23 protein-coding genes are annotated in these 25614 nt (G+C 36.6%); 11 read left to right on the forward strand and 12 right to left on the reverse strand.

The window, feature by feature from the left end; genetic code table 11:
• Positions 1-69: 69 nt before the first annotated feature.
• Complete coding sequence (gene truA, locus A5819_RS04425; RefSeq protein ID WP_086277071.1) at positions 70-807, reverse strand: tRNA pseudouridine(38-40) synthase TruA; 738 nt, start codon at positions 805-807, stop codon at positions 70-72.
• Positions 808-1069: 262 nt separating this feature from the next.
• Here truA and A5819_RS04430 point away from each other — a divergent pair, with 262 nt between their 5' ends.
• Genes A5819_RS04430 through A5819_RS04440 form a run of 3 tightly spaced genes read left to right on the forward strand, consistent with a single transcriptional unit; the run spans position 1070 to position 3172 of the window.
• Positions 1070-1396, forward strand: a complete 327-nt coding sequence (locus tag A5819_RS04430) for a helix-turn-helix transcriptional regulator (protein WP_086277074.1) — start codon at positions 1070-1072, stop codon at positions 1394-1396.
• Positions 1397-2341 carry an ABC transporter ATP-binding protein gene (locus A5819_RS04435; RefSeq protein WP_086277077.1) on the forward strand — a complete coding sequence of 315 codons (945 nt, stop codon included), beginning with the start codon at positions 1397-1399 and terminating at the stop codon, positions 2339-2341. It abuts the gene before it with no gap.
• Between the two features lie 60 nt (positions 2342-2401).
• Positions 2402-3172 carry an ABC transporter permease gene (locus A5819_RS04440; RefSeq protein WP_086277080.1) on the forward strand — a complete coding sequence of 257 codons (771 nt, stop codon included), beginning with the start codon at positions 2402-2404 and terminating at the stop codon, positions 3170-3172.
• 454 nt (positions 3173-3626) lie between these two features.
• On the opposite strand, the gene A5819_RS04445 is transcribed toward A5819_RS04440, so the two are convergent.
• The 5 genes from A5819_RS04445 to rpe form a co-directional block, all read right to left on the reverse strand.
• A complete protein-coding gene (locus tag A5819_RS04445; protein WP_086277083.1) occupies positions 3627-4364 on the reverse strand; it encodes a DeoR/GlpR family DNA-binding transcription regulator in 738 nt (245 codons plus the stop codon).
• A gap of 122 nt (positions 4365-4486) precedes the next feature.
• Entirely contained in the window at positions 4487-5860 is a 1374-nt protein-coding gene (locus A5819_RS04450) for a PTS transporter subunit EIIC (protein WP_086277085.1), read from the reverse strand.
• Positions 5861-5912: 52 nt separating this feature from the next.
• On the reverse strand, positions 5913-6839 hold the full coding sequence (locus A5819_RS04455; RefSeq protein WP_086277088.1) for a sugar phosphate isomerase/epimerase: 927 nt from the start codon (positions 6837-6839) through the stop codon (positions 5913-5915).
• 127 nt (positions 6840-6966) lie between these two features.
• Positions 6967-7404 carry a ribose 5-phosphate isomerase B gene (gene rpiB, locus A5819_RS04460; RefSeq protein ID WP_086277091.1) on the reverse strand — a complete coding sequence of 146 codons (438 nt, stop codon included), beginning with the start codon at positions 7402-7404 and terminating at the stop codon, positions 6967-6969.
• A 54-nt stretch (positions 7405-7458) separates the two neighbouring features.
• The gene (gene rpe, locus A5819_RS04465) at positions 7459-8106 is read right to left on the reverse strand and encodes a ribulose-phosphate 3-epimerase (protein WP_086277095.1); all 648 of its coding nucleotides are present in this window, start codon (positions 8104-8106) and stop codon (positions 7459-7461) included.
• 209 nt (positions 8107-8315) lie between these two features.
• Between rpe and A5819_RS04470 the strand changes: the two genes are divergently transcribed.
• On the forward strand, positions 8316-9326 hold the full coding sequence (locus tag A5819_RS04470; protein ID WP_086277098.1) for a LacI family DNA-binding transcriptional regulator: 1011 nt from the start codon (positions 8316-8318) through the stop codon (positions 9324-9326).
• Positions 9327-9446: 120 nt separating this feature from the next.
• Here the strand turns inward: A5819_RS04470 and A5819_RS04475 are convergent, their stop codons facing one another.
• Entirely contained in the window at positions 9447-9956 is a 510-nt protein-coding gene (locus A5819_RS04475) for a DUF664 domain-containing protein (protein ID WP_086277101.1), read from the reverse strand.
• A 158-nt stretch (positions 9957-10114) separates the two neighbouring features.
• On the opposite strand from A5819_RS04475, the gene A5819_RS04480 reads away from it, so the two are divergent.
• The 4 genes from A5819_RS04480 to A5819_RS04495 all read left to right on the forward strand — a co-directional run bounded on the left by A5819_RS04480 (position 10115) and on the right by A5819_RS04495 (position 12782).
• Positions 10115-10558, forward strand: coding sequence for a LytTR family DNA-binding domain-containing protein (locus tag A5819_RS04480; protein ID WP_086277104.1), 444 nt, complete (start codon positions 10115-10117; stop codon positions 10556-10558).
• Positions 10559-10560: 2 nt separating this feature from the next.
• Positions 10561-10968 (forward strand): DUF3021 family protein, encoded by a 408-nt coding sequence (locus A5819_RS04485; RefSeq protein ID WP_176271358.1) that lies wholly within the window; start codon positions 10561-10563, stop codon positions 10966-10968.
• A gap of 235 nt (positions 10969-11203) precedes the next feature.
• Positions 11204-11938: an ABC transporter ATP-binding protein gene (locus A5819_RS04490; RefSeq protein ID WP_086277110.1), complete on the forward strand. Its 735-nt coding sequence runs from the start codon at positions 11204-11206 to the stop codon at positions 11936-11938.
• Position 11939: 1 nt separating this feature from the next.
• Positions 11940-12782, forward strand: a complete 843-nt coding sequence (locus A5819_RS04495) for an ABC transporter permease (RefSeq protein ID WP_086277113.1) — start codon at positions 11940-11942, stop codon at positions 12780-12782.
• Positions 12783-13017: 235 nt separating this feature from the next.
• Here the strand turns inward: A5819_RS04495 and A5819_RS04500 are convergent, their stop codons facing one another.
• From A5819_RS04500 to A5819_RS04515, 4 genes are all read right to left on the reverse strand, one after another.
• The gene (locus A5819_RS04500; protein WP_086277115.1) at positions 13018-14787 is read right to left on the reverse strand and encodes a DNA-binding protein; all 1770 of its coding nucleotides are present in this window, start codon (positions 14785-14787) and stop codon (positions 13018-13020) included.
• A 341-nt stretch (positions 14788-15128) separates the two neighbouring features.
• Positions 15129-16001, reverse strand: a complete 873-nt coding sequence (locus A5819_RS04505) for an ROK family protein (protein ID WP_086277118.1) — start codon at positions 15999-16001, stop codon at positions 15129-15131.
• 21 nt (positions 16002-16022) lie between these two features.
• Entirely contained in the window at positions 16023-17006 is a 984-nt protein-coding gene (locus A5819_RS04510; protein ID WP_086277121.1) for a LacI family DNA-binding transcriptional regulator, read from the reverse strand.
• 13 nt (positions 17007-17019) lie between these two features.
• On the reverse strand, positions 17020-18501 hold the full coding sequence (locus A5819_RS04515) for a sucrose-6-phosphate hydrolase (RefSeq protein WP_086277124.1): 1482 nt from the start codon (positions 18499-18501) through the stop codon (positions 17020-17022).
• Positions 18502-18753: 252 nt separating this feature from the next.
• On the opposite strand from A5819_RS04515, the gene A5819_RS04520 reads away from it, so the two are divergent.
• Both A5819_RS04520 and A5819_RS04525 read left to right on the forward strand, forming a co-directional pair.
• Entirely contained in the window at positions 18754-20715 is a 1962-nt protein-coding gene (locus A5819_RS04520) for a sucrose-specific PTS transporter subunit IIBC (RefSeq protein ID WP_086277127.1), read from the forward strand.
• Positions 20705-22318, forward strand: a complete 1614-nt coding sequence (locus A5819_RS04525; protein ID WP_086277130.1) for an alpha-glucosidase — start codon at positions 20705-20707, stop codon at positions 22316-22318. The genes A5819_RS04520 and A5819_RS04525 overlap by 11 nt, the downstream gene beginning before the upstream one ends.
• Positions 22319-22370: 52 nt before the next feature.
• Here A5819_RS04525 and A5819_RS04530 read toward each other — a convergent pair whose 3' ends face one another.
• Positions 22371-24545, reverse strand: a complete 2175-nt coding sequence (locus A5819_RS04530; RefSeq protein WP_086277132.1) for an alpha-galactosidase — start codon at positions 24543-24545, stop codon at positions 22371-22373.
• Positions 24546-24633: 88 nt separating this feature from the next.
• Between A5819_RS04530 and A5819_RS04535 the strand changes: the two genes are divergently transcribed.
• Positions 24634-25425, forward strand: coding sequence for an AraC family transcriptional regulator (locus A5819_RS04535; RefSeq protein WP_086279649.1), 792 nt, complete (start codon positions 24634-24636; stop codon positions 25423-25425).
• The last annotated feature ends 189 nt before the right edge of the window (positions 25426-25614 follow it).

The following is a 25614-nucleotide window of genomic DNA, read 5'->3' on the forward strand; positions in this document are numbered from 1 at the left end:
AACTTTTGTCCCAAACTCTGGTTATTTAACAGTTTGGCGAAACTCACTTTCTAATTATCACTATCAGGCTCAATAATAAACCTCATCTAAAAATAGCCCTTGAGCAGGTACTGTGATTCCAGCCTCACTTCTGATTTTACTTTTAAATACCTCGTCAATCACCTCTAACTTCAATGTTCCAGTACCGATTTCTAAAATTGTCCCCATCAGGATTCTAACCATTTTATGCAAGAAGCCATCCCCAATAAAGGTAAAATGAATCAGCTTCCCTTCTTTTTGGATTGCTAGTTCTTTGATTGTTCGAGTCGTAGACTTTTTCGTCTTTTTAAGAGAAGAAAAGCCAATAAAGTCATGAGTTCCAATTAATTTACGGCAAGCTTCATTCATTAATTCAACATCAAGTTCTTCAGAATAGTGAAAACTATAATTACGTTCAAACGCAGACGGAATCGCATCGTTCCAGACATAATAACTATATTTTTTCCCTTCAGCATTGTACCGAGCATGGAATCGTTCAGGCACTTCTTCAAGCTTTTTGACAACAATATCCTTTGGCAGATAACGATTTAGAAATTCAATCATCTCTGGTCGTTCCATTTTGCTATCTGTTTTGAAATTAGCAATCTGTCCTCGGGCATGGGTTCCAGCATCCGTTCGACCAGAACCAATGATTTCAATTTTTGAACGTGTCATTTGTGTTAGGATATTTTCGATTTTCCCTTGAATCGTTTTATCCGAGTCACCAAGTCTTTGCCAGCCAAGATATTTAGTTCCATCATACTCGATCGTTAATCTGATATTTCTCATATTGTTTTATTTTCTCCTCTAAATACATTTTTTTCGTTGACCATACTCGTTTGCTTTTCTATTATAACAGTATTACTACGTGTGATGAAGTGGCGTCGATTTAAATGTAAATTCTACCGAATCGGACTTTATTTTAGCAAGAGAATTATTCGGATTTATTTCTCTTTTCCTACCTATTTCGCAGCACCAGCACTGCTTGACATTCTATTCATGTTCCTCTATATTGAACATAGACAGTTATCTATGTTCAGGAGGAATAGAGATGGATTACGAAAAAATTTCATTGGTACTAAAAGCGATGGCTGATCCAAAACGTATGAAAATAATTGATTTACTTTCTTACAGTAGCATGTGTGCTTGTGACGTATTAAAGCATTTTGATTTTACGCAACCCACACTTTCTCATCATATGAAGGTCTTAGAAAGTGCCGGAATTGTATCTGTCAGCAAACAAGGTCAGTGGCATCATTACACTTTAAAAGAAGACTTTGTAAAGGAATTTATGCGTTCTATGGTGCAATTGCTTTCTGATAGTGGAGAAGATTGTCTTTGCCAAAACAATAAAGAAACAAAAGGAGATCATGATTAAATGACGTATGCACTTGAAATAACGGATTTAAAAAAAGTCTATGGCAGCGGGGTTGAAGCTCTTAAAGGGATCGACTTAGCCGTAGAAGAAGGTGACTTTTACGCTCTTTTAGGACCAAATGGAGCGGGTAAATCAACAACCATCGGGATCATCACTTCCCTTGTCAATAAAACTTCTGGGAAAGTAAAGGTTTTTGGTTACGATTTGGACACTGATTTAGTTATGGCTAAACAACAAATCGGTCTGGTTCCTCAAGAGTTTAACTTTAACCCATTTGAAACAGTCGAGCAAATTGTTGTCAATCAAGCTGGTTACTATGGTGTTTCAAAAAAAGAAGCCTTGAAACGCAGCGAGAAATATCTGAAACAGTCGGATCTCTGGGAAAAACGTAATGTTCGTGCCAGAATGCTTTCAGGCGGAATGAAGCGTAGATTGATGATTGCACGTGCTTTGATGCATGAGCCTCGTCTACTTATTTTAGATGAACCTACAGCCGGAGTTGATATTGAACTAAGACGGGAAATGTGGGATTTTCTAAGAGAGTTGAATGAAAACGGCACAACGATCATTCTGACAACTCATTATTTAGAAGAAGCTGAGATGCTTTGCCGAAATATTGGCATTATTCAATCAGGGCAGCTGATTGAAAATACGAGCATGAAAACATTACTGTCAAAATTACAGTTTGAGACATTTATCTTTGATTTAGCACCTTTTGACAAAGAACCTGAAATTATTGGTTATACGTCCAACTTCGAAGATAAACAAACACTTGAAGTGGAGATTGAACGTAATCAAGGATTGAATGGTTTGTTTGAACAACTCACAAAACAAGGCATTCAGGTGCTTTCCATGCGCAATAAATCCAACCGATTAGAAGAACTGTTTCTAAAAATTACAGAAGAAAAACATCCAATGGATGCCAGTTCCACTTTCCAAGTATAAGCTAGTGGAATGGTATACGGCATAAGCATCAATACTTTTATACGAATAAGGAGAATGAACATGTTTAAGTTATATTTCACCGCTTTAAGAAGCCTTGCAGTCAAAGAAACGAATCGTTATCTACGGATTTGGGTGCAAACCTTAGTACCACCAGTCATTACCACTTCACTCTATTTTGTTATTTTCGGAAATCTGATCGGTGGGCGGATCGGGCAGATGGAAGGATTTTCTTATATGGAATTTATTGTTCCAGGTCTAATCATGATGTCTGTTATCACCAGTTCTTATGCGAATGTTTCTTCTTCATTTTTCTCACAGAAGTTCCAGAAAAATATTGAAGAATTACTCGTTGCACCAGTGCCAACCCACATTATTATTTGGGGATTTGTCTTTGGCGGCTTGGGCAGAAGTGTTCTAGTTGGGACACTTGTAACCATAATTTCTTTATTCTTTGTACCACTTCATGTTTATTCTTGGTCGATTGTGATTATTACCCTTCTTATGACCGCTATTTTATTTTCATTAGCTGGTTTATTAAATGGGATCTTTGCCCAATCTTTTGATGATGTCTCTATCGTTCCAACCTTCGTTTTGCAACCATTAACCTATCTTGGTGGTGTCTTTTACGCAATCTCTATGTTGCCACCGATTTGGCAAGCCATCTCTAAAGTCAATCCGATTGTCTATATGATTTCGGGTTTTAGGTATGGTTTCCTCGGCACGATCGATGTCCCGATCATTTTGTCTCTAGTTATTTTGATTCTCTTTATCTCTGTGCTTTATGCAGTTTGTTGGTATTTGATTGATAGAGGGCGCGGATTGAGAAGTTGATGATGATTTATATGAGCAGTTTTGAATTACATTCCTGAGTATGGGACGCTAGTTAGAAGAAATTTTCTAACTAGCGTCCCATACAATGTTTATTTTTTAGATTGCTTTTTATTTGCACCCCCCCCCCGCCTACTATTGCTACTGCAGCACCTAAAAAAACGACTGATAACGTTGACATTATTACACTTTCTTATAGAAATATCTATTACATTATCCTTACCTACAACACAAAAACCTCAAAGTAAATACATCGAAAGCCCTACCGCTAATCGTGCTTAAATGATTATAATAAGGAAACTGGTTTCAATATCAGAGCCTGTTTCGTTCTAGCATTTCAATTTGCGTAGGAAAAATGCGAAAAAATAAGTGTCTGAATAAGCGGTTGGAACAGAAGCAACTTCTGTCTCAACCGCTTGTTTTCTTCCAGAGAACGCACACTTTATTGTGCCTCCCCTTATTTCGCAATAATCTTCATTGCTTTACTCAATTCTGAATCCTCTTTATCCGAAATCAAAATAACTTCATTCAAATCAAAGGATTTCACTGCAGATGATTTATGAAACTTAGAGCTATCACATAACAAAAATGACTTTTTCGCATGATCGATGACGGTCTTTTTTTTGATTGCTTCAACTAAATTTGGCGTCGTTACACCAAATTTTAAATCAATCCCGTTTGCGCCTAGAAACGCTTTATCAAAGACATATTTTTGAATGTTTGCTTCAGCTAACGGACCACTTAATGACGAAATTTTAGGATCGTAAGTTCCACCTAAAACTGTGATCTCTGCTTCAAATTCTCCTGTCAATCGAAAAACATCCGTATTTGTAGTAATGATCTTGATTTTCTTTTTAAGTAATTCTCTTAATAATGTCGTACACGTGGAACCAGAATCTAGATAAATCGTTTCTCCAGTGACAACCTCACGAGCAGCCAATTCAGCTATATACAGTTTTTCTTTTGTTTGCAAACTGGATTTGGTTGACATAGGCAGCTCCGAAACACTTGAACAAATCTTGACAGCGCCTCCTGACAAAGTTTGGACCTTATTTAACCCTTCAAGCTCTTTTAAATCACGTCGAAGAGTAGACATAGACACTTCCGGAATTAAGGTTTGTAGTTCTTCGATTTTGATCAGCTCTCTATTTTCTAGTATTTCTATAATTTTCTCTTGTCGTACATAGGGAATCATAAGAAACTCCTTTCATTTTTTCATTACGAACTAGTTCAAGAAGGATATACATTCTTAAAATACCATAAATATGGATAAATAGTAACGAAATAAACGAATTTGAAAGAAGTTCTTTGACGTTTTTAAGATAACATTTCTTCCCTTTCCGTAAACATATAAGCTAAAATAGCTGATACTGCTAACGAGATCCCTAATCCAATCATCGCTTGAATAAAATTTGATGCATTATCGGTCACAAAAGCCGGAAAAGTTGTCACACTACCAAACACAAAGGCGTTTGTTACTACTTTGGTTAAGCCTAAATAAGCCCCGCCTACAGCCCCACCAATGATTTGCGCTAAAAACAACTTTTTATTTTTTACTAATAAACCGAATAAAGTAGGCTCGATAATCGCTGAAAGAGCAACTGTAACTAAACCGGTGACAGCAAAACTACGGAGCTTGTTATTTCTTGCTTTAAAATAGACACCGATCGTCGTCCCAATTACCGCAAAGTTACAGGCAAACGTAAATGGGACAATATAATCAAAACCATAAGTTGAAACATTGTTGATCATGATTGGATTAACGGCCCAGTGAATCCCTAAACTCACAAGAACACTCCAACCACCGCCAATCAAGATACCCGTTAAAATACTGCTGCGTTCAATCAACCAATTAACAACTTGTGCAACAGCTTCACCACTATAAACACCAATTGGACCAATAACGATCACCGTCAATGGGATCATGACTGCTAGAGAGATTAATGGAATAATAACTAATTTTAGTGTTTCTGGAACTTTCTTATCTAAGAACTTATACAGATAAGAAAACGCCCAAATTGAGAGAATAATGGGAACAACTGTAGAATTATAATTCATTAAAACAACAGGGATTTTTAAAAAGCTTGTTGTAGCACCATTTCCAGTATCTCCCATCAATGCAATAAATTCTGGATTTAGTAATGCTGCACCTATCAATGCAGATAAATAAGGACTAGCGCCAAACCTTCTAGCTGAAGTAAACGCTAACAATACTGGTAAAAAATAAAAGACACTCATTGACGCAACATTTAAAATACTATACGTTCCACTAGCTTCGGATAAAATACCCGTTTGCACAGCTAAGATTAACAAGCCTCGTAGAATACCCGAACCCGCTAAGGCAGGTAATAACGGAGCAAAAATGGCTGAGATAGCTGAAAAAATATTACTAACAATGTTACCAGAACTCTCGCCATCATTATTTACTTGAACACTACCATCATCGTCTGTAACTAATGCTTCAAATTCATCGTATAACTTCGGTACTTCAGTTCCGATCAAAATTTGATATTGTCCGGCTTTGTTGACAATATTGACAACACCATCAATCTCTTTGATTGCCTCATCATTTGCCTTAGAAGGATCTTTCAATGTTAATCTCAATCGTGTAGCACAATGTGTCATATTCGCTAAATTATCTGCGCCGCCAACATTTTCTAAAATTTCTTTTGCTGCTAATTTGAAATCCATCTTTATTCACTCCCCTGATTCTTTTTATTGTTAGAACTTAGTTTTAGAAATCTTAAATTAAGATTTCTAATACTAAATCACTTACTTTCACTCCACTATTTTGCTTGATTAGCTCGGCAATATAGTCCATCCCTAATCTATCTATGATCGAATCGATTTTTTTGATCATCTTGATATTTCTTTCACATTCGGCTACTGGCTCTTCAATCACTGGGAATGTATCAAAATAAAATGCATGATCGTAGTTATGCAGTTTCGTATAATAGATAAATTCGATCGTTTTGATCAATGTACTTGTCCCGATCATCAAACCATCATCATTCAATCCATAGCCATCATTTAAATGAACCCCAAACAATTTTTCCCGACTACCTAAAATGCTTGCTCCATATGCAGGATTTTCATGTTTCATCAGCATATGACAATAATCTAACGTAATGCCCAAATTCTCACGACCGACCTCATGAACCATTGATAACGCTACTCCAAAACTATCTAAAAAGGCATATGCTCTTGGTTGGAACGGCTTATACTCAATACTAATCTTAAGGTCTGGTGCGTAATCAGAGATTTCGATCAGACAGTCTTTGATTTGATTCCAAACTTTTTCATACTCAATCTGAAATGAGTAATCAAACCCATCAAAGCCTAACCAAATAGTCACAACCTCGCCCCCGACTTCACGGCAGTAATCACAGGCTTCTTTACATAACTGTATAGCTTTCATTGAAATCCTTTGATCCGCATTTCCAAGTTCCCCGTTAATAAATTCATCTCGAAACCGTAAAGCAACCCCATTAGCCTGCAACTTATTGGCTTGTAAAATCCCTTTCATTTTTTTAGCAGAAATCGTTTCTACATGTTCTGGATAATTAAAATCAACATGTGTTAATCCTAAGCGATTAAATTCTTGCAAGACTTCTTCTACATCATTATTGAATTTTGGTAAAAATGAATTGATTCTTGTCGCTAACTTCATTTTTATTCCTCCTTTTCTCTTCTACACCCCCATAATAGCATCTCTCATTTTCAATTTCAACCATTTTTTTTCATTTTATTTCAAAATTAATCATAATTATCCATTAATAAAGAGAGTAAACTCTTTTTTAATTCTCTAGCTGCCGAATCATCTCTACTCGTTTGGCATGCCTTCCCCCTTCAAAGGAAGCATCTAACCATTCTTTTACTATCATTTTTGCTAGTTCGCTCCCAATCACTCGAGAACCAAACGCAAGGATATTCGTGTTGTTATGCTCTTTAGATAGCCGTGCTGAATAGGGTTCGCTACAAACAACTGCACGAATTCCTTTTACTTTATTGGCAGAAATCGAAATCCCAACACCTGTTCCACAAATCAAAATCCCACCATCAACGTTTCCAGAAGCAACTTCTTCTGCTACTTTTTTACCATATTGAGGATAATCCGTTCGTTCTGACGAATATGCGCCAAAGTCCTCAACGTCATGTCCCAATTCTTTTAGATAATCGATAATAATCGGCTTTAGTTCAAAGCCAACATGATCACTGCCAATTGCCAATTTCATAAACTGATTCCTCCTATTAGTGAGAACTAAACTATTTTTGTGTACTCAATTCTATTATTTTCTTAATTCTGTCAGTATTTCTTGATAAGTTCCCGCTCTCCCAAATAATGCCGATGTTCCTAATACAAAACCTGTCACACCATTTTTACTTAATTGTGCCACTTTTTCTGGTGAAATTGCCCCATCAACCATTACTTCAAAATGATGTATTTTTGATAAGCCCACGAGTTTTTCTATTTTAGAATCTGTATACGCTAAATATTGCTGCCCTGCAAATCCAGGATTTACAGTCATCACCATCACATAATCTACTAAAAATAGTAAATCCAGGATCGTTTCAACTGAGGTTCCCGGGTTGATTGCAATACCTGCTTTTTTCCCTTTCTGCTGGATCATAGCCAATGTTCTGGCAGCCTGCTGGTCAGCCTCAGGATGAATATAAATAATATCCGCCCCAAGGTCCGCAAACTTCTCTACGTACTTACTTGGTTCTTGAATCATTAAATGAACATCCAACGGTTTATCCGTAACAGAACGAACGAGTTCAAAATCTTGCAAACCCATTCCAAAATTGGGAACAAAACGACCATCCATAATATCCATATGAAAAATATCGACCCCCGCTTGATCAAGTTCTTGCGTATCCTTTTTTAAATTAGAAAAGTCTGCACACATCATTGAGGGACATAATAATTTGTCCATTGTATTTCCTCCTCTCTTGAGATAACGATTACCCAAGCTTCAAAAAAAAATGAGTAATCGTTTACCTTTGTTTATGGACAATATATCACCAATATTTTAACCTGTCAATCAAAATTTGCCTTGAATGTTTGTATTCAGCTAGAATTTATGAGAAAATAGTATTAAATATAAAAGAAAAAAGAGAACGATTACTCAAAAGGATGCTATCTATGAAAAACTATTCGATCAAAGATATTGCTGAGATTGCCGGAGTTTCTGTTGCGACTGTTTCTAGGGTCATTAATGATAACGGCCGCTTTTCAGCTGAAACTAGAAAAAAAGTGCTCAAGGTTATTGAAGACACTGGCTATAAAATGAACTATAGCGCGAAAAATTTACGCATGAATAAATCATTTACGATTGGAATTTTAGTACCGGATATCAGTAATTATTTCTTTTCTGATGTTGTTCAACAATTGGAAGAAATTTTATTTGCTAAAGGCTACTCCACCATTATTTGTAATACCTCTAGAAGCTCAGAAAAAGAACTTGCGTACCTACGCATTTTAGAAGGCAAAGGGGTAGATGGCCTAATCGTGATTTCGGGCGCGGAAGAGTTTGAGTTTGATTCTTCTAGTGCTGAAAAGAAAATCCCTTATATCTGCATTGATCGCGAACCGAAAAAGAAAGAAAATACTATTTTCATCTCGTCCAATCATTATCAAGGCGCTTTTGAAAGTGCCGAAGAATTAATCCATGAAGGATGTCTGCATCCTATTATTGCGATGCATAATCAAAAATCAACTAGCGCTAAAGAACGGTTGAAAGGCTTTAAAGATGCATTAAAGAAAAATAGTATCCCCTTCAATGCAAAACAACACTTACTTTCTATCGATATTGAACATTCAGATTTCGAGCAAAATTTGCTTACTTTTCTTAAGAAAAATCCGAATGTAGATGGCATTTTTTCGATCAATGATTTAATTGCGTTAGAGTTAATGCTAAGTCTAAAGAAAAATCAAATCGATGTTCCTAAAAAAATAAAATTAATTGGTTTCGATGATACTTATGCTGGAAAATATACGACGCCTACACTCTCATCTGTACGCCAAAATACTACCTTGATTGCCAACTATGCGGTGGAATCGTTGCTAGAATTGATTAGTAAAAAAGGAGAATTAGGTCGCCAAATTGTGGTTCCCGTTTCATTGATTTTAAGGGAATCCAGTACGTCATCCTGATCAATAAAAAGAAACGCTATTCTAAGTACATAAAATACTTAAATAGCGTTTCTTTTTGCTCGACTCAACACTCGATTTCAGTTGACATTTAAAACGAAGGTCCCCACACTTTACTCTTAACTACTTCCCAATCACCAATCTTCTTGTATACACAGCTTGCCCTGAATGCATCACAGCATCGTCGATAGCAGAAACAATCCGCGCCTGCCGTGTGACAACTGGTGTCCAGTTTCTATCTACAACATCACTAAGATTTTTTCCCTCAAGTGTTGCTAAATACGTATTGGTAAGATCTACGCTTGCTTTTAAATACTCAGATAGTAATGCTTTCTCCGTTACTTTGACTTTTGCAGCTTCTTCTGGTGTATGATGCCAATCTTCTGTGTCATCCGGTAAATCCAATGCAAATTTCGTACTCCAGCCTGCTGATAACCATAACGGCTTGGTCTGATTAAGTTCAGAAATCTGATAGTCCAGTTCTCTTGCCGTATGCCAGATTAACCAGGTAACTGATTTAATCAAGGCTGCCGGCATCGTATTCGCTTCATCCACACTCATTTGATCCAAGGTCTCTTCAAAACGCTCTTGTGCTCTCTTTAACGTATCACTAGATAATTGTGTAACATTCATCATTATTCCTCCTTTTGGATATGAAGTACGCATACCTCTTTCTACCAGTAAGTTTACTCTAACGCTTCTAAGACAACAACTAATCAAATCATGCTCTAAAGCAGATTGCCCTTATGCTATAATAATGGCAATAAGTCTACGTTAGAAAGGAAACGAGTGTGAAAACTACTATTGAAATTATTGATCCAACCACTGAAGAACAAGCCACATTTAAGCTTCATCAACTATCACCAACCATTGAAAAAGCAATCAGCATCCTCAATGAAGAAGAGCATTTTTTAATTGGCGAGGCAGAAAATGCGCTCTACAAAATTTTGTTTTCTGATGTTTTATATATTGAGGTCGTCGATAAAAGAAGCTTTATTTATACTGAAAAACAAGTGTATCAAAGTAATGACAAACTTTACCAACTCGAAGAAAAATTAATGCATTTTGATTTTATCCGTATCTCAAAATCGATGTTGCTTAATATCGAAGCAATCCAAGCAATTGCCCCCTTGCTTAGCGGACGATTTGAAGCTCGTTTGATCAATGAGGAAAAAGTTGCGATCTCGAGAAAATATGTTCCAGAATTAAAAAAATGTCTTGGAATGGAGCGATAAATATGAAGATAATCAACTATTTGAAAGAAGCTTTTCGTTTGACCTCATTGATCTTTACAACACTGGTCATACTCAATTTCGTTTTACAAACCGATGCATTAACTCATTCTCTCGGCTATATGTTATTGATTGCCGCGATTTCTGGTTCATTACACTTTCTTATTGAAGATCATGAAAAATACTCTAGCCAAAGAATCCTACTAAATCACGGGATCTACTTACTGATTGTTTGTTTGCAAATAACCCTAGCAAATCGTTTGCTTCATTGGAAACTAGGTTTTGGTGGGCTATTACTGAATTATGTCATCGTTGTGCTGATTTATCTGTTTATCCGATTTATTATGTATAGCAATGACCTCAAAGAAGCAGAAAAGATCAATCAATTTATCCAAAAACGAAAACAAGGTTAGGTTAGACTATACTAATTAACGATGAGCAAAAATTCATGAAAATTTGAAGAACAATAAGTTGGATCTATTCAATCTCAACATTGAGAATCCTTTGTTTCTTTTCATTTTCGTGAATTTTTGCATATTTTTTTACCTCTTGGTTTTGAATTTTAACCACTTAGGAAAATACTATTGTTCCTTAAAATCTTAGCAGTTATAGTTGATTTATCAACAAGAATAAAAAGGAGCAAATCAGATGAATGAATTAGTCAACGTAACAACGCTTGGAAAAAAATATGGGGAGCAAGTCGTATTGGATTCTGTCTCATTTTCCATTAGAAACGGTGAGTTATTTTCTATTCTCGGTCCAAATGGTGCTGGAAAATCAACTTTGATTTCCTTGCTTTTAGGATTACTCAAAGCTGACACTGGAGAAATAGAATTAGATGGCAAAAAAATAGGATCAGACTCTTTAGAACACAAATCACTGATATCAGTCGTATTTCAAAATAGCATTATGGATTCTGAATTGTCAGTAAAGGAAAATTTAGTTATGAGAGCTTATTTTTATACTAAAAATTGGAAAGAAGCAAAAGAACTAGCCAAAATAAAATTACAGGACGTTCAAGGAAGTCATCTACTAAATAAGCGTTATGGTGTTTTATCGGGAGGAGAACGACGTAAGGTAGATATTGCCCGAGCATTATTGAACACACCTAAATTATTATTTCTCGATGAACCGACTACAGGATTAGATATCCTCTCTCGTGCCGATATGTGGCTATTGATCCATCAGTTAAAAGAAAAATATCAGATGACCATCGTCTTAACTACCCACTATATGGAAGAAGCCAGAGATTCCGATCGAATCTTAATGCTAGCAGAAGGTCGAACGGTCGCTTATGACACACCTGAAAATTTAAAAAAGACCTACCAGTGTAACACTCTAGAAGATGTCTTTTTATCGATTGCCAAGAAGGAGAACAACTAAAATGAATGCATTAGTATATAGAGGATTAACCTTATTTTTTAAAAATAAACAAGCAGTAGTGGGTTCCTTCATAGGTGCCTTTATCATGATCGGTTTATATGTATTTTTATTAGGAGATAGCATGATCAAGCAATTATCGATGCTTTCGCAGCCACAATTAGTGATCGACACGTGGATGTTGGCAGGTGTGATTGGAATTGTCTCAGCCAGCTCTACGTTAGGTTCGGTCAGCCAATTGATTCGTGACAAAGAACGTAATGTTTATACAGACTTTATGATTTCACCTATTTCAAAAAAACACATCATGTTGGGGTATTTTCTCAGTACCTTTTTTATTTCAATGTTCGTGACATTAGGTGTGATCATTGTCTCTGAGTTGTATATCGTCTTTATTTCAAATGGTGCTTTGCTATCCTTTAAACAATTTGGCTTACTCATTTTAGCAAGTCTGCTGACCGTTTTATGTTCTTCAGCATTTATGTTTTTTATTGCCAGTTTCTTCCGTCGAATTGATACATTTTCAACGATGACCTCTATTATCGGTCCATTACTTGGTTTTTTAACTGGCTGTTATGTCCCAATCGGCAGCTTACCAGAGGCCACAAGAAACGTGATTCAATATTTCCCTCTAACAAGTGGGATTGTTTTGATCCGAAAAATTCTGACAGAAAATGCGTTTGCTTCTGATTCTCCCAAAATTGCACTGGCAGTTCAAAAAGAACTAGGGATTGTTATGAACTATCAACACGATGTCTTGATTCCTGTCATGATTTTGATCGTGAGCAGTGTTCTATTCTTGGGAATTGCCCTTTGGAATGTTAAAAGAATTGAATTAACTAGATGATAGCTTGGGATTAAAACGAGGAAAGATAGATATGAGTGAAAATAAAATTGTGTTTTTAGCTCGTATTTAGCCAGGTCTTCCCTGAGCAAATAATATAAGTGCTAAAGTAAAAGAAAAATAGGGCTGTTCCATTTTTTCATTACTCGTTTTTAGTCTATTAAAATAACCTAGAGGGCCTTTTCCCCTCTAGGTTTATAGTCGTTATATGCTGTTACCGCTAAACTTTTCTAGATCACTATTCTAGCCCTTCAATCACAAGATTTTCAATACTGGCAGCTTTTACATCTGCTGTAACTGATGCTTTGAACGCCACCTTGTCCCCTTCTTTCAAGAAAAGAGCCATTGGACTATTATTTGTTGTCACACTGTAGATGATTTTATCGTTCTCCAATAAGAAAGAAACAACAGTTTGTGCCTCACTAGCAACAATCGTCACACGAGAAACACTTCCTTTGATTTCTTGTAAATCCGCAGCTTCACTACTTGTATTATTACTGCCTTTTGTTGCTAATTCAATTCGGTAAGCATCCAATGCATTTTGTGCCGCATCAGCATCCACCACAATATCATTATCAACTGCATTGACATACACATATTTTTTGAAAATCCCTTTACTGTCCATTAAAGAAACAATCCAAGTTGGAACACCATCGATATTATACAACACTGGCATACTGGCTTTCCATTTTTTCTCTGGGTAAATTTTCGCTGCAATCGAAATGGCGCCATCGCTATCCATGATCCCGACTTTTGTATCACGATAATAGGTTACTTGACCTGTTCTGGCATTGATCAGTGAATAGCCTAAAGCGGAATCTTGATCCTCATCTCCACTTGTAAAATCTGTAAAATACAATAATTGACTGCCTTCTTTATTCATCATTGGTGTGATTTGACCTGATGCATAGATACCATTTTCCGTCGGGATTTTAACATCTTTTTTAGCACCAAACATCGTTTGATTCCACCAACCTTGGCTATAACGTCCAAAGTATTCATTGATACTGTTGGCAGCAGAACTTGTGATTGGCGCATCTACAAATTTGGGCGCATCTTTGCTGTCATAGACTTTCACTTTGCCCGTTGTAGCATTTAAAACGGCTGTCTTAAATTCGTTATAGTTCATTCGACCAGAAACACCGTATTCTTTATATAATGTTTGGATATAAAAAGGATTTCCCTCTTCATCGATTTCCAAATTGATTTTCCCTGTAGCCGCATAATCAGGATACGCTGCATAGATTTTACGTGCAACATCTTTCCCAAAATAAGCTGAAGGTGTGTAAATGATCGGCTTTTCCACAAATTTTGGTTGCGCATTGATATCCGTTGCGCTAATAATGAAGTAGCCAGGAACTGCTCCTAATTTTGACCATTTGAAAAATCCATTAAACTCTACTGTTGCAACATAGACATATTCCCCATTCACAACTTGCGCTGTAATCCCATCCAGTGTAAACATATTGGAATTTGGAATCACTGAGAACTTTTGTAACATTTTACGTTTTGCTGTTTTCGGTGCAATGGCTATCGGCGTTTCTTTGGTAGATGTTAAAACCTCTGCCTTTTCTTCAGTCTTCAAAGGAATCGTTTGGTAGACATCATCAATCGCTGTTATCTTCGTTACAGAACTAACAATGAATAATAAAACCATTGCAACAATACTAAGGCCTAATACACGCCCAGACCAATCATTCACTCCGGTTATCCCAGTAGTTTTATGCCCTTTATGCAAGATTTTATTAGAGGCTTGGCTAAGAGAACGACTTGCTAATAATAAACCACTTGCAACCACAGCCCCTATTAGGTTGATCCATAGAATAGTTGACAGTGTCTTACTAGGTAAGGCAATAAATAAGAAACTGCCCAGCAAAAGTAGCTCAATAACCACTAACACAAGGATTTTTTTGATATTTCTCCCTTTTGTGATCATTAAACTAAGACCATTTGCAACTAATATTCCCATACCAAAGAATAACGTTAACCCGATAAAATTTAAAAACATACTTTTTCCTCCTTTAAATTTAGATAAAAAAAGTACTTCTACTAGGAAGTAGAAGTAGCTTTTCTGATTAGTTTTATTATACAAGATTGTGTTTTTACTTACAATGTCTATTGTTGTAATCTTGATCTGATTGTAAGTGTAGAACGTTTCTTTTATTATTTAGTCCATTTATGGCGAGATTTCTAAAAATATTCCTAGTTATGATATTACTCTTCGTATTGGAAGTGAATAATAGTTGGATAGACTGTCAAATCAATAATATGAAAAAAAAGATCACACATCGATTAAATTATAAGTCATTGAACGATAGTCTATAGTGGCTTCTACTTTGTCACCTTTGGTTAAGCCTGTAGATACAAATCCTTCGCTAAAGCGAGACCACCAATCACACCAGCATTGTCCCCCAATTGAGGAGTAACGATATAAGTCGATAAATCTGGATATTTCACATAATCGTTGATGAGCTTGGCGAATTGTTCTTGGACTTTTTTTCTTAATTGTTCTTGCTTCATAACGCCGCCGCCAAAAATAATTATTTGTGGAGAAAAAAGTAAGGTCGTATTATACGCACATTGTGCAATGTAGTATGCTTCAATATCCCATGACGAATCTTCTGGTGGTAAATCCTGTCCTTTAGTCCCCGTTCTTTTCTCGATGGCAGGTCCTGCAGCCAAGCCTTCCAAACAGTCTTTGTGGTACGGACAACTACCGATAAATGTATCATCAGGATGTCGTCGAACCATTGCATGGCCCATTTCGGGATGGCTAAAGCCTTCAACGAATTGCCCATCTACTAAAGCACCACCACCAACTCCTGTTCCGATAGTATAATACACTACATTTGATAACCCTTTACCGCATCCTGCAACATATTCCCCATAACAAGCCGCATTTACATCCGTTGTCCAAGCAACAGAAATGTTAGCCAACTGGTCTTTTAAATACCCAACAAAATCAAAATTCTTCCATGCAAGTTTAGGTGTAGATGTAATATAACCATACGTTTCAGACTCTCGTTTAACATCGATTGGGCCAAATGATCCGACTCCAATAGTTGAGAGTGTTTCAAATTTTTTGAAAAAATCAATCACAGAGCGCATGGTTTTTTCAGGTGTTTCTGTAGGAAACGATACACGCTCAATTATTTCTAAGTTTTCGTTTCCTACTGCACAAACAAATTTCGTGCCTCCAGCCTCGATTGCACCGTATAACATATTGTTCACTCCTTTTAAGGGTTATGTTGTTTGACCTTGAATTAGTTTTACCGGTAGCAGGTAATTTTTTTCAAGCTTTTTTTCTGGATTTTGGATTCGTTGTAACAACAAATCTACTAAAATATCTGCATAATCAGCCATTGGTTGGGCAATCGTTGATAGTTGAGGAAAATAATTTTGAATGAATTTGGTCCCATCATACCCAATGATCTTGATTTGCTCAGGAACGTTTATCTTCAACTGCTGACATTGATTGTATGCTAGGATAGCCGTTAAATCATCCGTACAAAACAAGCTGTCGATTTCTTCTGTTTCTAAAATATGTTTGATTTCTAAATTTTTCAACGTTGTTGATCTAGCCGTTGTTTGAATCTGAAAAATTTTAGGTTCTAATTCGTGTTTCTCTAAGAAACTTAAATACCCATTTAAGCGAAAATTTGTAGGCGAATTGGATTCTTGTGAACCAGTAAGAATCGCAATTTTTCGTGCACCTTTAACAAATAATGTTTCAGTAGCTAGATAGCCCCCTTGAAAATTATCGCTGCCAATGATTGGAATATTGTCCGCTAAATAACGGTCAAAAGAAACAATAGGCAGCTCGATATCTTCATATTCAGTGATTCCTAGGTTGTGAGCACCAGCTATGATCCCATCTACTTTATTCGCAGCAAGCATATTAATATAATGACGTTCTTTTTCTTTGTTATTGGCACTATCACACAAAATAACACGGTAGCCTAAATCAAATAGTTTTCCTTCGATTCTTTCAACGAGCTCACCAAAAAAAGGATTTGCAACAGTTGGAAAAATCAATCCAATCAGTTGTGTATTTTTTCCTTGTAAGGAACGAGCTAAAGAATTTGGTTGATAATTCAGCTCTTTCATTGCCAAATTTACTTTATCAATCGTTTTTTGGCTTAAAGAACCATAATTATTAATAACACGAGAAACAGTAGTGGGAGAAACACCGGCTTTCTTTGCTACATCCGTTAGTTTGACAACCATGTTCATTCATCCTTTATTGGTTAGTTTTCCGCAGTTGCCATAATTTCCCTTGATAGACTCCATCACAATCTAGATGGACTCCTGTCTGATATGTTTCTGGAAAGACTCGCATCGTTGCTACTTGTTCACCTTCATTGATGAAAATCTCAACAATCGAAGAATCTACAAAGATTTGTAGTTCCAAAGGTTTTTGTTCAACAGAAAACGATCGAACAAATCCATATTCTTCTCCAAAAACAGCACCAGCTTGACTACGGTCTATCGTTATTTTACCATGTTGCGAGTCAAAATTAATCGTTAATCCTTTATTTTGTTCTTTATTCGTAAACAAAGTAAGCGTTCCACAGGAAAGCGGGTCAAATGATAGCATTAATTCATACTGATTTGTGTCTGTTTCAAAAAAAGAATCAGAATCTTGGTTGAACTCAATCGCTTCACCTACACGTAATTGTTTCATTTCTGCGACAGGACGTTGATACAATTTTTTATCTTTTATAAGTAGCTCTTTTACACTACTTAAACAATGGGCCCATTCTTCTTGATCCGTTGGATAATCAATTTCCGGTAAACCTACCCAACTAATAGACAATAAACGGTTATCTGGTGCTTGAAAGGCTTGTGTAGCATATACATCAAACCCTTCATCTAGATTTTTTAATGCAGTAGGCTGAATCAAACGATTCGCTTCGCTATCGTAAGAATCCCCGATAACATAAGTATTAGGATAAATATTTTGATAAGAGCAAATATCTGGTTCTAAACCTTGAGGACAAAAAATAAGTAATGCCGCATCTTTTGTTACTAGTAAATTAGGACATTCAATCATAAAACCCATTTCTTTATCGGTAAACTCTAATTCACCCTTGCACTGCCATGTAAGCAAATCAGAACTCTGATAAGTAAGAATCTTTCCTTTTTCAGCCTCATTTTGAGCACCTATGACCATCAAGTACTCATCATCGGAACGGAACACTTGGGGATCTCTAAATTCAGATGTGTAACCTGCCTGTGGTTCAGTAATCAGCGGCGTTTCGATTTTCCTAACTGTTCCAGAGTCATCCATCCAGGCACCTAACTGATAAGAATGACGAACCCACTCTGCATCACGAACATTTCCTGTGTAAGCAAGAAACAACTGGTCCGAAACAGGCAAAGCAGACCCCGAATAAACACCATGACTATCATACAAACTATCTGGAAACACTTTCGTTCCCTCTTCTTTCCAATCCACTAAATTATCAGATGTCAGATGATACCAAGATTTTAGCCCATGAACAGCTCCCATTGGGTATGATTGATAAAACACATGCCATTGATTATTAAAATATGAAAAACCATTTGGATCATTTAGTAAGCCAGTATTTGGCTGGATATGATACCCTAAACGCCATTTAGAATTAACAATTTTCTCTTTTAATAAGGCCAAGTGCGTTTTATCCCATTCTTGATATGGTCGATAACGTTCTTCTTTTGTCCAAGCTTTTTTTACAGACATATGTACTCTCCTCGTAAGCGTATTCTTGCATATAGTTTAACTTTAAAGATATATAATGTCAAACGTTAATCAATCCATAATAAAAAAATACATTCACCCCTTTTATAATAGATTTTAACTATTGTTATACGTTTGACAATTTTATAAAAAATGGTATACTTTGGATGTGAAAAAGCGATTTCATTTCTATCTTTCATAAAAAGATGAGCACTTCTATTGAAATCGCTTAAATGACATTTAGGAGGAACGAGAATGGATTACAAAAAAGTAGCAGAGGAAATCAATCAAGCACTTGGCGAAGACAATATCCAAGCGGCAGCGCATTGTGCAACAAGACTACGGTTAGTTTTAAAAGATTCAAGCAAGGTGGATCAAAAAGCTTTAGACAATAATGACGCTGTTAAAGGAACCTTCGAAGCCAATGACCAGTTTCAAATCATTATTGGAGCTGGCGATGTCAACAACGTCTATGATGAACTGATAAAAATAACGAATGTCAAAGAAGCATCCACTGCTGATTTAAAAGCAGTAGCAGCTAATGGTAAGAAGAACAATCCAATTATGGCCTTTATTAAAGTATTATCTGATATTTTTGTTCCGATTGTTCCAGCTTTAGTTGCTGGTGGTTTATTGATGGCGTTGAATAATGTGTTAACTGCACAACATTTGTTTGGACCGCAATCCGTTGTAGAAATGTTCCCTAATGTAACGGATGTTGCTAGTATCATTAATCTGTTAGCTTCGGCTCCTTTTGCCTTCTTACCTATTTTAGTCGGATTTTCCGCAACCAAACGCTTTGGTGGTAATCCCTATCTAGGTGCGGCCATTGGAATGGCGATGGTTATGCCTGATTTAGTCAATGGTTATGGTGTTGCTAATGCGATTGCTGAAGGTAGTATGAATTATTGGCATATTTTTGGGATGAACGTTGCCCAAGCAGGTTATCAAGGTTCTGTATTGCCAGTATTAGTGGTTTCTTGGCTTTTAGCAACTTTAGAAAAATTCTTCCACAAACGCATTCCAAATGCATTTGATTTTACTTTCACCCCAATGCTAGCCATCATTATTACTGGATTTTTAACCTTTATCGTTGTGGGCCCTGTTATGAGAATCGTTTCAGATGGTTTAACTGATGGACTTGTTTGGTTGTATAATACAACAGGAGCAATCGGCTTAGGTGTATTCGGACTGTTTTATTCACCGATTGTTATTACAGGACTACATCAAAGTTTTCCAGCAATCGAGACCACCTTGTTAGCGGATGTTGCACGTACTGGCGGTTCCTTCATTTTCCCAGTTGCATCTATGGCAAATGTTGGTCAAGGTGCAGCAACACTTGCCATTATGTTATTAACTAAAAATAAAAAACAAAAAAGTTTAGCGACCTCAGCAAGTATTTCAGCGATGCTAGGAATTACGGAACCAGCAATTTTTGGGGTCAATTTAAAACTTAAATTTCCATTTATCTGCGGTATGATTGCTTCAGCAGTTGCTTGTGTATTTATTGGTGCATTTCATGTTTTATCAGTGGCAATGGGACCTGCTAGTGTGATCGGATTTATTTCAATCGCACCAAAATCAATTCCTTATTTCATGATTGGAATCGTCATCAGTATTTTAGTTGGTTTTGTTACGACATATGCTTATGGTAAACGTCATATGGCTGTATTTGCAGATGATGATACTAGTAAAGGTGAAGTTGCGGTTGAAATCAATGAAGATCCTGAAGCGGAAATCATCGCTGTTCAAGATGAAATCTTAGCTGCACCTGTCAAAGGCACACCTATTTCTTTAAAAGAAGTCAACGACCCTGTCTTTGCTCAAGAAATGATGGGAAAAGGCATTGCAGTAATTCCAGAAAAAGGGATTATTTACGCACCAGCTGATGGGGAATTAACGGTCGTATACGATTCAAAACATGCTTATGGGTTAAAAACAACTCATGGTGCAGAAGTACTGATCCATATTGGAATCGATACGGTAACATTAAATGGAGAATTCTTTGAAACGACTAAAAAATATGGAGACTTAGTGAAAAAAGGGGATATCTTAGGAACAGTCGATTTAGACGCTGTCAAACAAGCCGGCTTTGACCCAACAGTGATGATGATCGTGACCAATACGAACGACTATGAAGCCGTTGAAGTAATTGACACATTAAGTGCCGATGGAAACCAAGATCTACTAGCATTGAGTGTGCGTTATGAAAACTAATTGGTGGAAAAAAGCAACGATCTATCAAGTCTATCCACGTAGCTTTCAAGATACGAACGCAGATGGCATCGGGGATCTTCCTGGAGTTATTCAACGGTTAGATTATCTTGCTTTTCTAGGAATAGAAGCAATCTGGTTAAGTCCTGTATATCAATCGCCTAATGAAGATAATGGCTATGATATCAGTGATTATCAAGCGATCGATCCAGATTATGGAACAATGAAGGATATGGACACACTAATTGAAGAAGCTAAAAAGAGGAATATCAAGATCATCATGGACTTAGTCGTCAATCATACTTCCTCTGAACATCCGTGGTTTCAATCCGCGCTTCACGATCCAAAGAGCGAGTTTCATGATTTTTATATTTGGAGAAAGGGCGTTGGCGGAAGACCCCCGAACACTCTGCAGTCAAACTTTGGCGGTTCTGCTTGGACATTGGTTCCAGAACTTGGAGAATATTACCTTCACTTACACGCCAAAGAGCAACCTGACTTAAATTGGGAAAATAAAACGATGCGCAACAAAATTTATCGTATGATGAATTACTGGATCGAAAAAGGAGTAGGCGGATTTCGTCTAGATGTTATTGATTTAATTGGAAAAGAACCCGACCAATTCATTACTAAAAATGGACCAAAACTCCATGAACTATTACAGGAAATGAATCAAAACACCTTTGGAAAATACGATTTGGTCACAGTTGGTGAGACATGGGGGGCAACACCCGAAATTGCTCAGCTTTATTCAGATGAGGACAGAGATGAATTATCGATGGTTTTCCAATTTGAGCATATCAATTTGGATAAACAACCGGGCAAACGAAAATGGGATCTAAAAAAACTTGATCCAAAAGAACTGCATCATGTTTTTTCTAAATGGCAAACTGAATTAACTGGTAAAGGCTGGAACTCCCTATTTTGGAATAATCACGATTTGCCACGAATCATTTCTCGTTGGGGCAATGATCAAGAGTACAGGGTGCTTAGTGGTAAAATGTTGGCTATCTATCTTTATTTTCTTCAAGGAACACCTTATATTTACCAAGGTGAAGAAATCGGGATGATCAATCATCCAATTACATCCATAAATGAAGTCGATGATATTGAAAGTCGTAGAATGTATAATGAACGCATCACTTTAGGATATACAGAAGAGGAAATCATTACCTCTATCAATGCCAAAGGACGTGATAACGCACGCCATCCGATGCAGTGGGATAATTCTAAACAAGTGGGCTTTACAACTGGTATTCCTTGGTTATCTGCAGGAGATTCAAGTGAAATCAATGTAGCAGCCGCTTTAGATGATCCAAACTCTCTATTTTATACGTACAAAAAATTGATTCAGCTCCGAAAAGAAGTACCAGTGATTACAGAAGGAACATTTGAGAGTATTCAAACAGAAGATGCAGCAGTTTTAGCTTATATCCGTAAGTATGAAGGAGAAGAAATAGTAGTTGTTGTCAATTTTTCCAATAAGCCGGCTCAATTCTTATTGGATGCAACACAACAAATCAAAAAAATCCTGATTCATAATTATGAAAAAGACATTAGTCAAACCCTTCTCCCTTACGAAGCCTATGCTGTTTTACTAAATTAACAAAAAGATCCCCTACGGCGGTTCGCCGTAAGGGTTTTTTTTAATGTATCATTTACCTAATAACAGTCCAATGAATATAGAAACAATTGAAATCCCCTTTGATCCTCGGTACAAGAATACCGGCATGATTTAATTCACTACCACTATATATTTCCCCTGTATTCATATCCTTATAAAGAGCTGATTCCTCAAGATATTTTGTTTTTAAATACTGAACCGTTTGTGCTGGTTGAGCTAGTCCATTGGAATAGACAAGAAGCGCTTCTGTTTCATTTTTAAATAGCCAAGCAGTAGAATAAGACGCATCAAGTTCTTTTAGACGATAGAATTGACCAAACTGTAACAGTTTACGATGCTTTTTATAAAATATAACTTGCTCTTTTATCATTTCGAGTTCTTGTGGCGATTGTTTTTCTATCGCTAATTCGTAGCCAAAGTTTCCACTCATTGCAATTAAAAAGCGACTTTCTAAAGGGGTGTTTCGACCTACTTGATGATTAGGACTATCCGAAACATGAGCCCCCATCATAATTGGTGGATACAGATAGCTATAGCCATATTGGATTTTCGAGCGACATAACGCATCTGTATTATCACTTGCCCAAGTTTGAGGCATATAAGCAACCATTCCTGGATCAAATCGTCCGCCACCACTAGAGCAATTTTCAAAAAGGACTTTGGGAAATCGTTCTGTTACTTCAGATAGAATACGATATAGTCCTAAGACATAACGATGGCTAACTTCTTTTTGCTGATCATTGGGTAAAAGAAAACTGCCCACTTCCGTTAAATGTCGATTCATATCCCATTTTATATAATCGATTTTATTTGATGACAGATACGCTATCAGTATTTGAATGAGGTGATCTTGAACTTCTGGCAAACTTAAATTTAAGACCAGCTGTTGTCGCCCTTGTGTTTGAGGGTAATTTGGAACCTGTAAACTCCATTCTGGATGTCTCTCAAATAAACGACTTTTTACAGAAATCATTTCTGGTTCAAACCATAAACCAAATTTCATCTTTTGTTGGTGAATAACATCCGCAAGATGCTCGATCCCATTTGGAAGTTTTGCGGTGTTCACATACCAATCGCCTAAAGAAGTTGTATCATCTGCACGTTGACCAAACCACCCATCATCTAAAACAAATAATTCAATCCCTAATATACTCGCTAATTGAGCTTGGCGGATCAAGTCCTCTTCAGTAAAATCAAAATAATTGCCTTCCCAAGAATTAAGTAAAATGGGACGCTCCTCCTGTTGCCATTGCTTAGGAATCAGATAGGTTTGGTATAACGTATGAAACGTCTGGGAAAGCTGATTAAATCCTTGCCTACTAAAATTCAACACAACTTCTGGCGTTTGAAAAGTTGTTCCAGGTGACAATTTCCATTCAAACGTCTCTGGATTGATTCCGATTTGAACCCGTGTGCTTCCATACTGCTCTACTTCAGCTTGAGCAACAAAATTTCCACTATAAATAAAATGAAAACCATAAACATCCCCTTGATCTTCATTCGTATACCGATCAGCAAGCCCTAAGAACGGATGATGCTGCGGACTGCTCGTTCCTCTGGTCGATGCGATTTTTTGTATACCAGGATGGAGAGCTTGGCGATGGATTGTTGCTTCATTTGTATGGGCCCCGTTAAGTGTTAGTAAGTCAAAGTCACAACGGGGAAAATCTAAGAGCATCGAACCAGCATTTTCTATATAGACTATCTGTGTCCCATTGTTTGTATATGATACGCTACGTGTAATGACAGGAAGATCTTCATATATCGTATAATACAACACCATTTCAAGTGACTGGATAGAATCTACAAGATAAATTGCTAAGGTTTGTCCTTGGTCTCCCCTTAGTGAAGGGAGACCTTCTAAAGGTCGCTTGCCTTCTGAAATTTCAAAATGATCATACGCAAAATTAGTAATACAATGTCCATCGATATTCCGAAACTGATAATTACTCACTCGATAATCCAGGCTACCTTGCGTACTCGTTTCAAGTGGTAGCGTGTTTAGCGAAAAAGTACGTTCTTCACTGATTGGATTCGTAGCAAAACCGCGATCGATCATTTGCAGCTGATTGACTTGATGATACTCTGCCAAACGAGGACCAAAATATCTATGGGTAAGATATTGTTCTTTTTCGATACCAATGATATAACTGATTTCATTATTGCTCAGGTGAAAAAAATTCTGTGATGCATCAAAATAGATCGACATATTTATCATCCCTCTTCTTTTATTATATCCATGATATCGAGTATAATCAGAAGTAACAAGAAGAAATTATTTCATGGAGGGTAATAAATTGCAGAATTTTGTACGTCAATTCCATTACATCGATGACCGACATTTACCACTCATCCGAGGTATTGGTGTCGGCCAAGGAAGTATGCATTATGATTGGGACGCACGTAATCGAAAAGAACAACTAATTGTTTTGCAAGTAACATTAAAGGGGCAAGGATTTATACAACTAGGAGACAAAACTGTTCCCTTAACACAAAATAAGGCTTTTTTTGCTAAGATCCCTGGAAATTATCGTTATTTCGGTGAAGATTGGCACTTTCTATTTGTAGAGTTTTCAGGAAGTATGCTGCAATGGTTAGATACATCGATTACCATTGTTGAATTATCAGAGACATTCATTGAACTGTTGCGAAGATTTATTCTTGATTTAAAAACACAGGAATTAACGGTTACACAAAATGCTAAAGCTGCATTTGCTCTTTTTTTAGATATTAAGGACGAGATGCAAAAAGAAACCCAACAAAAAACAGATACCATCAAGGCTATAAAAGAATATATTGATGAACACTATTTCGAAGATATTAGTCTAGAGTTTTTATCTGAAAAATACAAACTATCAAAATACAAATTGATTCGGCAATTCGAAGTAGCTTATAACTCGCCACCGATACACTATTTAAAAAAAGTGCGCATCCTTCATTCATTATCGCTATTATGGGAGGATAACGCAGTGGATGCTGTCGCAAAAAAGGTTGGTTTTTCTACAGGAAATTATTTTAGTAAAGTATTTAAAAAGGAGATGGGCATTTCGCCCAGTGAGCATAAAAATAGAAAATCACACTACAATTAATCTTCTATTTTTATCCTTCCCATTGAAATAGTAGCTAACAAATATTTCCACATTCAGCTTGCTTCTACAGAAATAATCATCTCCTGCTACTATTTCAAGTAATTTTTGAGATGATCAATAAAAAAGGTATTAAGTAGAACAGTCTAGTTTATCCCTTAAAGTTAACTTGTAGGTCAATCAATTTTTTCA

The organism is Enterococcus sp. 7E2_DIV0204 (genome assembly GCF_002140855.1).
In the GTDB taxonomy this organism is placed as follows: domain Bacteria; phylum Bacillota; class Bacilli; order Lactobacillales; family Enterococcaceae; genus Enterococcus_L; species Enterococcus_L lemimoniae.